General features: G+C 61.1%; 19 protein-coding genes. 11 read left to right on the top strand and 8 right to left on the bottom strand.

The genetic code is table 11. From position 1 onward, the window contains the following. The first annotated feature begins 16 nt into the window (after positions 1–16). Entirely contained in the window at positions 17–2,245 is a 2,229-nt protein-coding gene (locus tag UB48_RS25425) for an autotransporter outer membrane beta-barrel domain-containing protein (protein ID WP_275560843.1), read from the top strand. On the opposite strand, the gene UB48_RS25420 is transcribed toward UB48_RS25425, so the two are convergent. After that, positions 2,242–2,868: a LysE family translocator gene (locus UB48_RS25420; protein WP_045201937.1), complete on the bottom strand. Its 627-nt coding sequence runs from the start codon at positions 2,866–2,868 to the stop codon at positions 2,242–2,244. The genes UB48_RS25425 and UB48_RS25420 overlap by 4 nt on opposite strands. Positions 2,869–3,173: 305 nt before the next feature. On the opposite strand from UB48_RS25420, the gene UB48_RS25415 reads away from it, so the two are divergent. From UB48_RS25415 to UB48_RS25405, 3 genes are all read left to right on the top strand, one after another. After that, on the top strand, positions 3,174–3,905 hold the full coding sequence (locus UB48_RS25415; protein ID WP_045201935.1) for a hypothetical protein: 732 nt from the start codon (positions 3,174–3,176) through the stop codon (positions 3,903–3,905). 107 nt (positions 3,906–4,012) lie between these two features. After that, positions 4,013–4,831, top strand: a complete 819-nt coding sequence (locus tag UB48_RS25410; RefSeq protein ID WP_045201933.1) for a helix-turn-helix domain-containing protein — start codon at positions 4,013–4,015, stop codon at positions 4,829–4,831. A gap of 79 nt (positions 4,832–4,910) precedes the next feature. Next, the gene (locus UB48_RS25405; protein ID WP_045201931.1) at positions 4,911–5,537 is read left to right on the top strand and encodes a LysE family translocator; all 627 of its coding nucleotides are present in this window, start codon (positions 4,911–4,913) and stop codon (positions 5,535–5,537) included. Here the strand turns inward: UB48_RS25405 and UB48_RS25400 are convergent. Further along, positions 5,515–6,210, bottom strand: coding sequence for a metallophosphoesterase (locus UB48_RS25400; RefSeq protein WP_045201928.1), 696 nt, complete (start codon positions 6,208–6,210; stop codon positions 5,515–5,517). The two genes, UB48_RS25405 and UB48_RS25400, sit on opposite strands and share 23 nt — an antisense overlap. An 85-nt stretch (positions 6,211–6,295) precedes the next feature. On the opposite strand from UB48_RS25400, the gene UB48_RS25395 reads away from it, so the two are divergent. The 4 genes from UB48_RS25395 to UB48_RS25380 all read left to right on the top strand — a co-directional run bounded on the left by UB48_RS25395 (position 6,296) and on the right by UB48_RS25380 (position 7,921). Then, positions 6,296–6,817, top strand: coding sequence for a DUF3016 domain-containing protein (locus UB48_RS25395; protein ID WP_045201925.1), 522 nt, complete (start codon positions 6,296–6,298; stop codon positions 6,815–6,817). Between the two features lie 63 nt (positions 6,818–6,880). Next, entirely contained in the window at positions 6,881–7,219 is a 339-nt protein-coding gene (locus UB48_RS25390; protein WP_045201924.1) for a hypothetical protein, read from the top strand. 15 nt (positions 7,220–7,234) lie between these two features. Beyond that, positions 7,235–7,561 (top strand): DUF2388 domain-containing protein, encoded by a 327-nt coding sequence (locus UB48_RS25385; protein WP_045201922.1) that lies wholly within the window; start codon positions 7,235–7,237, stop codon positions 7,559–7,561. 78 nt (positions 7,562–7,639) lie between these two features. Beyond that, positions 7,640–7,921 carry a hypothetical protein gene (locus tag UB48_RS25380; RefSeq protein WP_045201920.1) on the top strand — a complete coding sequence of 94 codons (282 nt, stop codon included), beginning with the start codon at positions 7,640–7,642 and terminating at the stop codon, positions 7,919–7,921. 10 nt (positions 7,922–7,931) lie between these two features. On the opposite strand, the gene UB48_RS25375 is transcribed toward UB48_RS25380, so the two are convergent. From UB48_RS25375 to UB48_RS25355, 5 genes are all read right to left on the bottom strand, one after another. Beyond that, complete coding sequence (locus tag UB48_RS25375) at positions 7,932–8,459, bottom strand: DUF2867 domain-containing protein (protein WP_045201918.1); 528 nt, start codon at positions 8,457–8,459, stop codon at positions 7,932–7,934. 12 nt (positions 8,460–8,471) lie between these two features. Next, on the bottom strand, positions 8,472–8,897 hold the full coding sequence (locus tag UB48_RS25370; protein ID WP_045201916.1) for a VOC family protein: 426 nt from the start codon (positions 8,895–8,897) through the stop codon (positions 8,472–8,474). 30 nt (positions 8,898–8,927) lie between these two features. Beyond that, the gene (locus tag UB48_RS25365; protein WP_052676579.1) at positions 8,928–9,245 is read right to left on the bottom strand and encodes a hypothetical protein; all 318 of its coding nucleotides are present in this window, start codon (positions 9,243–9,245) and stop codon (positions 8,928–8,930) included. A 77-nt stretch (positions 9,246–9,322) separates the two neighbouring features. Then, a complete protein-coding gene (locus tag UB48_RS25360; protein ID WP_177329192.1) occupies positions 9,323–10,339 on the bottom strand; it encodes a fimbrial protein in 1,017 nt (338 codons plus the stop codon). Continuing rightward, a complete protein-coding gene (locus tag UB48_RS25355; protein WP_045201912.1) occupies positions 10,336–11,070 on the bottom strand; it encodes a molecular chaperone in 735 nt (244 codons plus the stop codon). Before UB48_RS25355 ends, UB48_RS25360 begins: the two co-directional genes overlap by 4 nt. Positions 11,071–11,180: 110 nt before the next feature. Here UB48_RS25355 and UB48_RS27855 point away from each other — a divergent pair, with 110 nt between their 5' ends. Next, positions 11,181–11,636 (top strand): hypothetical protein, encoded by a 456-nt coding sequence (locus tag UB48_RS27855; protein WP_177329191.1) that lies wholly within the window; start codon positions 11,181–11,183, stop codon positions 11,634–11,636. Here UB48_RS27855 and UB48_RS28280 read toward each other — a convergent pair. After that, entirely contained in the window at positions 11,560–11,766 is a 207-nt protein-coding gene (locus UB48_RS28280; protein ID WP_045201909.1) for a DUF6434 domain-containing protein, read from the bottom strand. The genes UB48_RS27855 and UB48_RS28280 overlap by 77 nt on opposite strands. Positions 11,767–11,911: 145 nt before the next feature. Between UB48_RS28280 and UB48_RS25340 the strand changes: the two genes are divergently transcribed. Then, positions 11,912–12,145: a hypothetical protein gene (locus UB48_RS25340; protein ID WP_045201907.1), complete on the top strand. Its 234-nt coding sequence runs from the start codon at positions 11,912–11,914 to the stop codon at positions 12,143–12,145. A 260-nt stretch (positions 12,146–12,405) separates the two neighbouring features. Beyond that, complete coding sequence (locus UB48_RS25335; RefSeq protein WP_045201905.1) at positions 12,406–13,140, top strand: hypothetical protein; 735 nt, start codon at positions 12,406–12,408, stop codon at positions 13,138–13,140. The last annotated feature ends 303 nt before the right edge of the window (positions 13,141–13,443 follow it).

Below are 13,443 nucleotides of genomic sequence, written 5' to 3'. Positions count from 1 at the left end.
GGGAGTCCTTCCCTGGATGACGTTTGCCCTGGATGCCGAGGCCGAAGATCGCGTCGTGGTCGACGGCGACGTTTTTGGCGACATCGTGCAGACCCCGCAGGCCGATACCCTGACCATGAGCGGAGGTACGGTACAGTCGCTGGATCAGGGCGACGGACGGGACCTTCTGATCATGACCGGCGGCCACATCGTAGGCACCTTCGCCAACGGCAACAGCGTTGCCCTGCGAGGCGGGCGTATCGGCCGCATAGAGTTGCAGCCCGGCAACGGTGATGTAGCGCTCACCAGCGGCTCCATAGACGGCGATCTGATCACGGGTGATGGCCATGATTTTTTGGTGTTTCGCGGCACTGTGCTCGGCGGCAACCTGATCACCGGCAAGGGTATCGACCTGATTTCCTTCGAGGGTGGCGAGATTCACGGCAACGTTTCCACCGGCCCCGAGAACGATCACTTCAACTGGAAAGGCGGCCAACTGTACGGCAGCGTCGACATGGGCGACACCACCGACCAGGTGCTGATGGTCAACCTGCGGGCCGAGCAGTTGTTCGTGCCCTTCAATGGCGGCGCTGCACGCGATGAGTTGCATTTCCAGAACAGCTTTCCCACAAACGGAGCGTTGTACACCAACTGGGAGAGCATCAGCCTTGGCTTCGTAAGCCACTACACACTCAACGACACCTTGGTTCTCGGCGACGGCGGAGGCCCGATCGATGTTGCCACCGGCACGGGCGATCTATTCATCGGCAGAGAAAGCACGCTGTTCTCAAGCACCGGTGTGATCCGGCCCTTTGCTGCCGGCCTGAACGCGCGCCTGGGCAACACCGGCCTGGTTGACCTGCGCAACAGCGGCGATGGCCAGGGGCGCCTGACCGTCATCGGCAATTATTTCGGCAACGAAGGCAGACTGGCGGTGAACACCGTACTAGGCACTGACGACTCGCCTTCCGACCGCCTGGTTATCAGCCAAGGGGCGATTTCTGGCGATACCGCCCTGCTGGTTACCAATCTTCATGGCCCGGGCGGGCTGACCCGCCAGGACGGCATCCTGGTGGTCGAGGCCGCCAATGGTGCAACCAGTACCGATACCGCCTTTACCCAGACCCAGCGCCTGTCGGCCGGGGCTTTCGACTATCGCCTGTTCAAAGGAGGGATAACGCCCGGCAGCGAGAACAATTGGTACCTGAGTTCGGCGTTGGTCGCGCCTGCTGACGGCCGCCCGCCGCCCTTGGCCGCACCGGCCCCGGGACTCGCCGAACTGCCCCGGGCGATCCCCGGTCAGGTCATCCCGCTGTACCGATCGCAGGCCTCACTGTATGCCGCTGCGCCTCGCGCCGCAGCGTTGATCGGACAATTCAACCTCGGTACTTTCCATCAACGCCAGGGCGACCAGCGCCTGCTCAGTGAACAGGGCGCCTTGGCCGCCAGTTGGGCGCAAGCCCATGGCTACAGCTTTCATCAAAGCTGGTCCGGCTCGGTGAGCCCCAGCCTGGATGGCAATCTTTATGGCTACAAGGCAGGCCAGGACCTGTTTGCCTCGCCCAGCGCCGCAGACTACCGCCAGCACATTGGTGTTTATGTCGGCCACAGCCGTTTGAACGGTGATGTCAAAGGCTACGCGCAGGGATTTGCGGATCGCCCGGTCGGTGACCTCAGGCTCGATGGCGACAGCGCCGGGGTGTACTGGACGCTGATCGGACCGCAACACGGTTACCTCGATATGGTCGTGCAGTACACCGACCTGGACGGCCGCGCGCGCTCGGAGGACGGCGAAAAAATCGACCTCGACGGCCATGCCTGGGGTAGCTCGCTGGAGGTGGGCCGGCCGTTTGCCTTGTCCAACCAATGGAGCCTGGAGCCCCAGGCACAAGTGCTGGTGCAGAAGGTCAGCCTGGACAAGGTGCAAGATGGTGTATCGACGGTCAGTTTCGATACCCGGACCGAAGTGAGCAGCCGCCTGGGGCTGCGTCTTGAGGGTAACTTGCGAGCAGGCACGACGCCCCTGCAGGCTTACCTGCAAACTAACATCTGGCACGCCGATGGCGGGCACGACTCGCTGGTCTTCGCCGGTGTCGACCAGGTCCGGACCGATTATCGCTCAACGTCCCTTGAAGTCGGCACCGGACTGGTGGCGCAGTTGCATAAGCAGTTCAGTGTGCATCTGGGCATTGACTACGCCAGCAACCTCGACAGCCGCCAGCAGGAGCGCGTCGGTGCCAACCTGGGAATACGCATCAGCTACTAGGCACGCCGCGCTGCCAGCAAGCCGATGCCGGCGCAACCCAGCAGCGTGGCACTGACCCGGTTGAACAACCGGCGTGGCCCGGGCTGGCTGAACCAGCGCTGCAGGTAAGCACCCAGCCAGGCATAAATCGCAATGGCCAGCCACTCCAGCAGCAGGAACAACCCGCCTAGCCAGGCGAACTGCTCGGCCACCGGCACCGGGCTGGCGACGCTGACAAACTGCGGCAGGAAGGCGGTGAAAATCAGGATCGCCTTCGGGTTGCCCGCCGCCACCCAGAACTCCTGGCGCGCCAGGCGCAAGGTACCGCGGCGTTGGCCGTCAGCCGCCAGCGCCTCGCCCACTGGCGCGCGCCACAGCTGCCAGGCGATGTAGAACAGGTAGGCTGCGCCCAGCACCTTGACCAGCAAAAACAGGTACTCGCTGGTGTGCAGCACCACTGCCAGGCCCATGGCTGCCAGCACGATCATCCCGGCAAAGGCCAGCAACCGGCCAATGCCTGCCACACAGGCAATGCGCAGGCCGTAACGGCTGGCGTTGTTCAGTGACAGCAGGTTGTTCGGGCCAGGGGCCATGTTCAGGGCAAAACAGGCCGGGATGAACAGCGCGAGGGTGGACAGGTCCATGGGGGCTCTCCGGTGACAGGAGCGACAAGATTCCCGCGCACACAGTTGCCGGGTCAAGGTACAGCTGAGGGAAAAAACTGTGTGCCTGGCAATGCACCCTGCCCCTTTGGCAACAAGCACTTGGCTTGAGGCTAAAGCGATTCGCTTGAACCCGCGCCACCACTGATAGCAAAACAATATCAGTACTCACCTTCGGCTTGGCTATACCTCCCTCTGGCACATGAGTGCCCGGGTGCACGGAGGCTGCACACAGGAACGCAGCGCACCGTCACCTGCCCTGTCAACGCTAGGAAAAGGACATTTCCATGGAAAGCATCGGTGTACTCGCCACCCAGACCAACTGGAACGGTGGCCAACGTCTTACCCTCAATGCCGGCGATACCGCCACCTGCACCACCCTGAGCCCGGGGCAGTTGTACGGGATCTTCATCTACAACTCGGCGCAGAACCAGACCAGCGCCACGGTCAATGTGAACTGGAGCAACAGCCAGCCGCCTTGCCCGATCACCGTGCCTGGCACCACCGCCAACGCCGGCCTTGCCTCAATAGGGTTTGTCTCGGGTACGGATACCCAGACAGTCTCGGTGTCGATTGCCCCCAACAGCGGCCTGGCCCAGGTGGATATCTGGCTCGGTAGCGTCAGCATGCCGATCAACACCGCCGGCTTGAACAACCAGGCGTTGCAGGCCAATGGCGAGCTCTACCCGTTCAGCAAGTACAGCCGCTACTACGCAGTGCCACCGTCAAAATGGATGAGCCTGACGATTGCCAGCAAGATCACTCAGTTCGTCTCCTGCCAGTTCCGCGAGGAAAAGGCCGTCGTCTACGTAATCAATGAAACCTCCAACGGCTTGTTGTCGGGCCAGATCACCTCCATCGGGCCAACCGCCAAGACCGCTGGCGTCGTGACCATCCTGCCAACCAGCTTGCAGAGCATCACCAATACCCTGCAGGGCGATGGCAGCCAATGGGTGTGGATGGATGCCGATAGTGCGCAAGACTCGCAATCGGCCAGCATCGCCTTGCAGTCCATGTAATTTCGCCTGAGCTTGCGCAAACGCCCCTCCCGGCAACGTGAGGGGCGTTTGTTTTAGCCGGTGGATTGCGGATAAGCTGCAGGCTTCGCCCCTTTGAGGCTTACGTGATGCTGCGGGCAACCGGCAAAAACCCTACCCTGTTCTGGCGTGACCCGGCCCTGCCCTTTGTCGAGAGCCGCCGCGCCTGCGACAGCCGTGCCTGCTACAAGGCGCACAGCCATCCAACGTTCTCGATTGGCGCGGTCGATCAGGGCTGCAGTGTGTTCACCGGCGCAGGCAAAGGGCAAACGCGCCTGTTGCCCGGCACCCTGGTGTTCATCCCGGCGCACTGCGTGCATGCCTGCAACCCTGAACCCGGGCTGAGCTGGAGCTACCAGATGCTCCACCTGGACGCCGGCTGGCTGCAAGCCTTGCGCCTGGAGTCGGCCCTGGCCCCGCAGGTTCAGGCAAGGCCTGCGAAGATCACCCGCAATCCTTCTACCTATGAGCGCTTTACCCGGCTCAACGACTTGCTGTTCTCCGAGGCCTGCGCCGGTGTGAAAGAGGCCGCGCTGATCGAGTTCATCGGTGATCATGATGATCATGATGATCAGGCGCCAGCCACCACAGCTCAGGCGCTTGACCGCAGCCTCGAACCCTTGCTCGAGCGCCTTGCCCAGGAAGACGCTAGCAACCTGTCGCTGGGCGAACTGGCGAGCAGCGCCGGCATGGGCCGTTACCAACTGATCCGGGCGTTTCGCGCCGCCACCGGCCTCACTCCCCATGCCTGGCAGTTGAACCTGCGCATCAACCGTGCCCGCCAGTGGCTGCGCAAGGGCCAGGACATGGCCGACATTGCCTACCGCCTGGGTTTTGCCGACCAGAGCCACTTCCAGCGGGTGTTCAAGGCCCATACCGGGGTGACGCCCGGCCTGTACCGCAGCTGAGCGCGCAATTTTCTTCAATACAGGCGCTGCAGCCGCTACGGACAATCAGCAACCCTCTTGCTGAAGAAGTCCGAAACCGATGGAGCAGTTTTTACTCATTGCCGCCGCGCACTTTCTTGCCTTGCTGTCACCCGGCCCGGATTTTTTCCTGGTCGCGCGCACCTCCATGAGCGCCGGCTGGCTCAAGGCAACCGGCGCCTGCCTGGGCATTGCCCTGGCCAATGGCGTGTTTATTGTCGCAGCCTTTGCCGGAGTGTCGGCGCTGCGCCCGGACAGCACGCTGTTTGTCCTCATCCAGTTGGCCGGTTGCGCCTATTTGCTGTACCTGGGCGTGCTGTTCCTGCGCCATGCCGGTGCCAGCGCCGTGACCCGGGTGGGCGATGACCCTGTACTGCTAAAGAGCCCGTGGTTCCAGGGCCTGGTGATGGGCTTTGTGTCGGGGATTCTCAACCCGAAGAATGCGCTGTTCTATGTCAGCCTGGCCAGCATGGTCGCGGCCAGCCAGGCCAGTGCTGGCTGGAAATGGCTGTATGGCCTGTGGATGTTCAGCGCAGTGCTGCTGTGGGATGTGCTGGTGGCCGCGGCCATTGGCAACCTGCGGGTACGCCGGCGCTTTGCCCGGCTGCTGCCCTGGCTTGAGCGGGTGTCGGGGGTGGTGCTGATGTTGCTGGCGCTGGGGGTAATCATTCACCTGGCCTGGCGTTGAGCACGGTGAGGCTGGCGAGGTCGAGCAGGCTGAACTGGCCGCTGGCCCAGCCGCCGGTGTCGATATGCCAGATATTACCCAGCACCCGCACCTCACGCTGCGGGGTGTGCCCGACCACCAGCGCCCGCAGCCCCTCAACGGGCGTCTCATCGCCAGCAGCCAGGCGCTTGCGCGACCATTGGCAAACTTCCTGGACCTCGCTCGGTGGCGTGCTCACCAGCAGCTCGCGTAATTGCGACCAGTGGCGGAACGGGCAATCGGCATGCAGCAGGGCGATCAGCCCGTCTGCGGTTTCCACCTCAAGGGCCAGCGGCAGGCGCCGAAAGCGCTCGGCAAAGCGCGCCTGTTCATCGCTGTCCAGGGCCAGGAACCAGCCGCCACCGGCGGCGCGGTACTGGCTGTAGTCGAGGGTGCCGCCATCAACGTGGGTGATCGCCAAGGCTTCATGGTTGCCCTGCACCGCGTGGAACCACGGCTTGGCCAGCCACTCCAGGGCCAGCGGGCACTCAGGGCCGCGGTCGACCAGGTCGCCAACGCTGAACAGGCGGTCTACCGCCGGATCGAAGCCAATAGCTGCCAGCCGCTCCTGCAGGCGTGAAAAATGCCCATGGATATCGCCCACGGCAACGTCCCGCCCGCGCCTGTTGGCTGTAAACCGCTCGATCCTGCGCACTGCCGACTCCTCTGTTTTCAATCCGTACAGGCGTACAATGAAGCCTGTGCAGCACACTGCGCAAGGCTGCACCTGGAGGTGAATCATGCGCCCTGCCCTGACCCTGGCCACCTTGAGCCTTTTGGCCTGCAACAGCCTGGCGCAACCGGCGGCCACGCCCAACGTCGAAGTCACCTTCGACAAACCCGAACACTTTCGCGACGCCAGCCTCGACAGCAACGGCTACCCACGCGGTGCCGATGCCTATGTGATGAAGGAGCTGAGCGCCTACCTGGTCAAGCTCGGCCAGCGTTACCTGGCGCCCGGCCAGAGCCTGCGCATCGACATCCGCGATATCGACCTGGCGGGCCAGTATGAACCCTGGCGGGCCAATGCCTATTCAGTGCGGATCATGCGTGACGTCACCTGGCCCAGTATCGACCTGCACTATGCCCTGTCGCAACCCGGCCAGGTTGTCAGCCAGGCCGATGCCCATGTGAGCGACAAGTTCTACCTGCAGCGCCCGGGCTGGCGCGCCGACAGCGACCGCCTGTATGCCGAAAAGGCCATGCTCCAGGAGTGGTTTCGCAAGCAGTTCAGCGTGCAGCACCAGACTTCGGGCTTTTAGCCATCAGCTGTTATGCTGGCGGTTTTCCAGCCGTCAGAGGACGGCCCGCAAGCAAGGACGCTCATGCGCAAACACTCTCGCCCGTGGGATAGCAACGACCTGGGAGTACTGGCCCTGGCCGTCGCCGCGCTGACCGGCGCCTTATGGCTGACCCTGTCGTACTGGATAGACCAGGAACGCGGCTGGGTCCGCATGCCCCGAGGTGGTCGCACGGGCTCCGGCTACATCACCTACTACGCCGACCTGCAGCCAGAAGAATTCCACCGGGCCCTGTTGTTCAACCTGTGGTTTGCCGGCGCCTTGCTGATCGCCGGCCTGCTGCTGGGCTGGGCGGTGACGAAAATGCGCCGCTATCCGTCATACAACCGTCACACAGTTTCACGCAACACCCCTCTCAAGTAACGGAGCGGCATTAACATGGACGTGGGCAAGATTGCAGCACTGCTGGTGGTGCTGGGGCTGGCAACGCCGGCCTGGGCCGGTGAACCGATCGAGAACCCGATCGAACGCAGCACCATGGTGGTGGCAATTGGCGTCAGCGTCGTCGTGGCCAGCCCGTTTATCACCACTACCGGTGCGCCGGCGCTGTTCAAGTCGGCCAAGGATGACGCCACCGCGTTCGTCGGCTCCGACGGCGCCATACGTGGCGTCGCCTTCGAACGGGCGGTGCAGGAATACCGGGCCGGCAGCGGCCCACGGCCGATGAGCGACATGCAACTGGCCCTGGCCATCGTCACCCTCTAGCGGCGCCGAACCTGACCCTGCCCAAGCGGTCCAACCCTTAGAGCCTGTTGTTGAGCAACAGTGCCGAGGAGGATCCCCATGGTCACTCACTTCAAGACCGCCGGCCACCTGGCCTGCGGACACCACGGTAAAAACCTGGTCGCCACCAGCGAACTCAATCGGGTCAAATGCCGTAGCTGCCGCAACACCGATGCGTTCAAGACCGCACGCAAAGACCAGCGCAATGCCGCCCGACGCGCACGCAGGGCCAGCACCCAGCACGCCGCCAGCGACTGGCGCAGTGCCTGGGTCGAGCGCCTGAGCGCCCTGCCCGGTCGCCAGCGCTTGCCCCGCGGCTTTGCCGATCAGGGTTTTGTCTGAGCGCAAGCGCTTAGCTGGCGTTGACCAGGCGCCTGAGGGCAATGGGTGCGATAAAGCGGTGAAACGGCGCGACCGGCAACATGTACAAGCGGCCGAGACGATTGTGCGTGTGCACCACGGTGGACACCACGATCTCGCGGCGCTTGTCGGCGCCCAGGGGCAGGCGCAGCAACGAGATGTAAACGTCCAGGTGCTTGTCGCGATCGACCAGCAGCACTTCATCCGGGCTATTGCCGACCAGGGTGAAGATACCAATGCGCTCATCGACCCGGTAAGACCCTTCTTCGCGATCAAGGTCGACCCTCGACAAACGCCCCAGGTCTTTCAGGCCGCACAACCGAACCAGGCGATTGCGCAGCACCATCAGGTTGTCGATCCAGCCCGGCATGCTGCTCATCAACCGCAAGAAATGGCCCAGCGCCGTGCGCTCGGCGTTTGCCACCTGCGCCCGCTGCGCATCGACGAAATCGGCGCCGGCCAGTTGCAGGTGGATGCGTGCGTTACCCGGAACCGCACAGGCTTTGATGGGCTTGTCCATCGGCGTGTTTCCTTATGGGCAGGGGCGAAAGCCGAGGTCCTGGAAAAACCGCAGCAAGTAGCCATCCGGGTCCTGAATCAGGAAATTGCGCTGGCCGGCTTCACGCTCATCACTGCGGTACCAGTGATCCTCCACCCCACGCCGCAACGGGTAGCCGGCGGCCTCGAATGCGCCGGCCAGTGCCGTGGCGTCTTCACAGAGGATTTGCAGGTTCAGGCCTCGGCCGAAAGGCGCTTCAAGCGGGCCGACGCGCCAGGGTGACTCGCTGTGCCAGTCCTGCTCGAGCATGATCTGGCTGTTGCCCCGCGACAGGAAGGCGAACTTGTCCTCGGGGCGTTGGTACTCCAGCGCAAAACCGCCAATGTCGCAGTAAAACTTAAGGCTGCGCTGCAGGTCGCTGACAATCAGTTCCGGCACCAGTGCGTTCATCTTGAACATCGGGATATCCCTATAAAGGTAAAGAGTGGCCTAGCCCCGGTGCTCGCTGCTGAGCACACGGGCATCCTGGTCGATGTAGAAGCGCCAGAGGTTGCGGCATTCAACGAAGGTCACGATGGTTGCCGGTGGCTGGCTCATGGTCTCGGTGAGGGCCAGAAACGTGACCTGGTCACAGGCCGGCTGGCGGGCGATGGCGTACAGCGCCTGGCGCTGGGCGCGGCTGATGCGTTGCACGCCCTCCTCACCCCAGCGCTGGTAAGTATTGGTGTGCAATGGCGGGCTATATACCGGCAGCAACGACTCGTCGATGACCGGCGCCACCTGCGTGCTGCAGCCGGTCAGTAGCACAAATGCAATCCAGTAAAGATACCGATACACCGCTGCGCCTCCCTGGCAAAGCGGCGAGTCTACAACAGCCCTGCGGCTTACTTGTAGAAAATATCCAGGGTCGCGCCGGCGTTGAACTCACCGAAGGTCGGCGTCGCGCTCATCCATTTCAGGCGCGCCAGTAAGTTGTGGGAGTTGGTGGTCGAGGTGGTCTTGGGGGTCAGCAAGAACTCCTTCTTGAAAAACAACGCACGTTGATCGTCTTCGTTGATCAGGCTGATGCCCACCGATTTGTTGTCGTTCGGAATCAGCGTGTCCTGCGCCGCGTTCAAGGTCGCGGTCAACGGCTCCAGATAACCGCCCAGGCCATAGGCGGCATTGCAGGTGCGCTGTTCGGTGATGGTGAACGGCACCTCCTTGATCGTTGCACCGACCTTGGCGCCCGAGGTGCGGATCGCGCCGAAGTTAATGACACTCGGCTGGATATTGATCGAGGACTCGCAAGGCAGGTAGCGGAATTTGTTCAGGCCGTTGACGGTGACGTTGTAGCTCTCGCCGGGCCGCACACCGCCTACGCCATCGAACTGAAAAGCCCGGTAGTTGGCAAGCGAAGTGATAGGCCCTTCCTTGTTATCGCCTGCAGGTGACTTCTTTACGAAGAACAACGAGTAGGTCATCGACTTGCTTTCTTTTTTCCAGCCGCAGTTGTCGTTGGCCGGGCAACCAGCGACCCACCAGCCGATGTTGAGCTTTCCGCCGCTGAGCGACGAGTACAAGTAATCCTTGCCTTCATAGGTAACACCGATTTCGATGTCCTTACCCAGGTCCACCCGGCTCGGGTTCATGTAAAAGTAAATGTCCTCACCAGGCCTGCCCTGAATATCCACCCAGCACTCGACATTGATACGTTGGGTCGCCTGCCGCCAAAGCACAGTGCCCGCAGGCAATGAATTGGGAATGGCGGTGGTATCGGTAATGGTGGTCGTGTCATTGATGAGCGCCGAACCGGTCTTCTGGCATTTCAGCGCATAGCTGTCAGGAATGCTCAAAAAAAACAAAACGCCAATAAAAAGTAACTGTCTGTTAAACATGGCAACGCCTTCCGGAATAATCACAACTGCAGCTCGCTGCGACGCGCATGGGCCAGCCCGGCGTCGCTGATATAGGCGTAGGCCACCTGGCCGACAGGCCGGTCGCAGTCGCTCACGGGCAATGGATAGGTTGAAAACGGCGCAATCATCAGATGATCAATGGCCTTGCCGCAGGCGGCGCCTGAGTGATCAAGCAAACCGACCTCGGTCAAGGTCAGGTAATACGGCGAATCGTTGCGCGCTTCATAGCTGCTGGCTGCGCTTGCAGACCAGCGCAACTGCTCCACAGCCTGCTTGACCGAGCCGGGCAATTGCGGCCGGTAAAACAGCTTGAGGTTGTGCTGCAGGGCAATCGCCATGGCGTTGCTGTCGGCAGTTTTTTTCGGAATCTGCAGCACTTTCAGCATCAGCAACGACTCCCGGTCCTCAGGCAGGCCCTGCCCCTGATAGAGAATGTCGGTCGATGCCTTGCTGTTGGCGGGTATCAGCAACAAAGGTTTCGACACGGCCATGGGCAACTCGCGGGTGTCCTGCTTGTCGCCCCAGCCGAGCTTGACCTGCACCAGCGCAGGCTCATTGCCCTGGTTGACGATAATCAGCGGCAACTGCTTCTGCGTGCCCTCGAAAACGAACCGGGTAAAGCCATCGAAGGTAATCTCGGCCCGTGCCGAAGCGCTGGCGATTACCGCCAGCAAGATGCCAGCAACGGTTTTGAGCGTGCGTACAAGCTGAGGGATGCGGGGTTGGAAAGTCATGCGCCGATTCTGGCGTGGCCCGTGGCAGGTCTGTATCAGACGATTCCTAAAGGCAATCACAGGGCGCGGGCAACATGGGTATCATGTGCAGCTCTGAAGGAGCAGCAAGCATGAATACTGTGGCAACGGACCGGGAATTACTGAAACTGGCGGCCAGGGCTGCCGGCTATGAACTCATCGACTGGACAGACGCGTGGCCAGGTATCGCCGGGCACCCGAGGGTCGGTGAACAGGGTTTTCTGCTGCGCGTTGAGCAACGCCAAGTGTTGTGGAACCCACTGGTGGATGATGGCGATGCCCTGCGCCTGGCGGTGAAACTGGGTATTCATATCGATTGCGCATTTCTCTGCGCGATGCCGAGGGATCTTTACGGAAAGAACCCCGACGACTGGACTGAAGGATCAGATATCGACTCGGACGACGAGTGTGAGTTGATGCGCCGCGCCATTGTCCATACCGTGGCCCGTATCGGCAAACGCCAGGATCAGATCAACGGTGAGTCCGCATCCACTCATCCGCCACGTCGCCCATCGTCAGGGGTTCCGCCGTTTTTACCCAGGCCATGAAGGCCCGATCGAACTTGAATGCTGCCCCACACTGGCCAATCAGAAACCGCCGGACCTCCTGGGTATTGCGGTAATGCTTGTCCAGCGGCGTGCTGCGGGTAATCGGCCCTGCGTGCCAGTCGAAGCTCATTTCCGGTTCCCTGGATGGTGTGGTTCGCCCAAAGCCTAGCACTGCCCAGGCCACAAAACATCAGCAGAATGACCCGCACCGTTCAAGGCAGTGGATAGATCTGCCAGTACCCGTTACCTTGAGGCTTCACGCAAGGAGTTTGAACATGGCAGATAAATATGTTGGCAAGCTCATGGGTGTCGGCACGGACAACGTGCAGTACGTGATCAACATTTATCAGGACGAGACCGTTGAACGCTCATCTCACGGCATGGTTCGCCATGAGGGCCGCAAGCATTTCGAGATGCAATTCGGCGGTGAGGTGAAGCAGATTTCCGAGACGGAGTACGAGATTGTGGCCACGGGCGTGAGGGTCACTGTGCGCGGTGACCAACGCTAGCCTCACCCCTTGCGTTTGTTCCTGTTCTTGACCCCGCCCTGGCGTGCTTTGAATTTCGGATTTATCTCGCCAGATCGATTCGCCCGAATTGCCTTCACCTGATACGCATCGAAGCCTATGTCTTGCCCCTGAATGCGCGCCAGCATTGACACTGTTCCGGCAGGTTGATGTTAATATTCGGCGCGGCCACGCCGCACTGCGCAACAGGAGCAGCATGCATACCTTGCAGGTATGCTGATTTTTGATAAGGACTATTTTTCATGCGTTTTCAACGTTCGGGCATCGCCGCCCTTCTCGCCACATTAACCTGCACGGCTGTTCTGGCCGCAGATGACATTTCGGGCGTCGCCCTTGGATCCTCGTTGGCTGTCGCCAAAGAAGCCATTGCAGAGGCAAACCCAAACTTCAAGCTTTCGCCCTTGATGCTGCGTGACGGCAAGGAAGCCGGCGTTACAGCAGTTACAGCAGACCGACTCAAAGGAACCGGCCTCAGCAATGCGGGGGGGCCTTCTGACGAGTTTGCAGCGCTGCAGAATGATGCCGGGAAAGTCTGGTTCATTGCGCGTGTTCAACGCTTCGAAGACGGGTCGCGCATCAAGACAGAGGCACTTAAAGCTGCCTTGACTGAAAAGTTCGGTAAACCGTCGAACATTACCCAGATGATGTCGCTCGGCCTTGTCTGGCAGTACGACCGCGACGGCAAACAGTACTTTGGCCCCAGCTCAGAGGGTCCATGCAAGGGCGTGCGCAGCGCCAGCAGCAACATTCCCGGTGTGTCGTTTCCGGCGCCGCAATCGTTTAGCCCAACCTGCGGGAAAATCATCGAGGTTGGCGCTTCGGAACAACCAGACGAAATGGTGCCTCACTACACGGTGTCCATCATCGACGTCAAATCGATGTTTGACGAGCTGGCTGCGCGTGATGCTAACGCTGAAGCCGATCGAAACAAGAAACTGTCTGATGAGCAAGCGAAGAACGTAAAACCCAAAATCTGACAGGAGACGCTGTACATCTTTGCGTCGTCAAAAAACGCAGAATGTGTGCAGCCAACCTCCAATCTGCATCAGCAATGGCGGCCCGTCCTCAAGGAATTGGGGATCGGCTACCGGCGGCCATACAGCCGAAAGAGCAAGCGCAGCGATTGAGGGGCAGATCAGGCTGTTCAGCCAAAATGAGAATCGTCTGATGTCGAGCAGGAGGCGGGATAGGTAGCTTTACCTATTCATTTCTGACAGTACGAATTAGCAATGTCCATACAAAACTCGGAATTTACGCAGAGCAAGCAAGCAAGCAAGCAA

It is taken from the genome of Pseudomonas sp. 2(2015) (assembly GCF_000955865.1).
Classification (GTDB): Bacteria; Pseudomonadota; Gammaproteobacteria; order Pseudomonadales; family Pseudomonadaceae; genus Aquipseudomonas.
The sequence above is the reverse complement of the archived record's forward strand: the minus strand, read 5'-3'. Positions and strand labels throughout refer to the sequence as shown.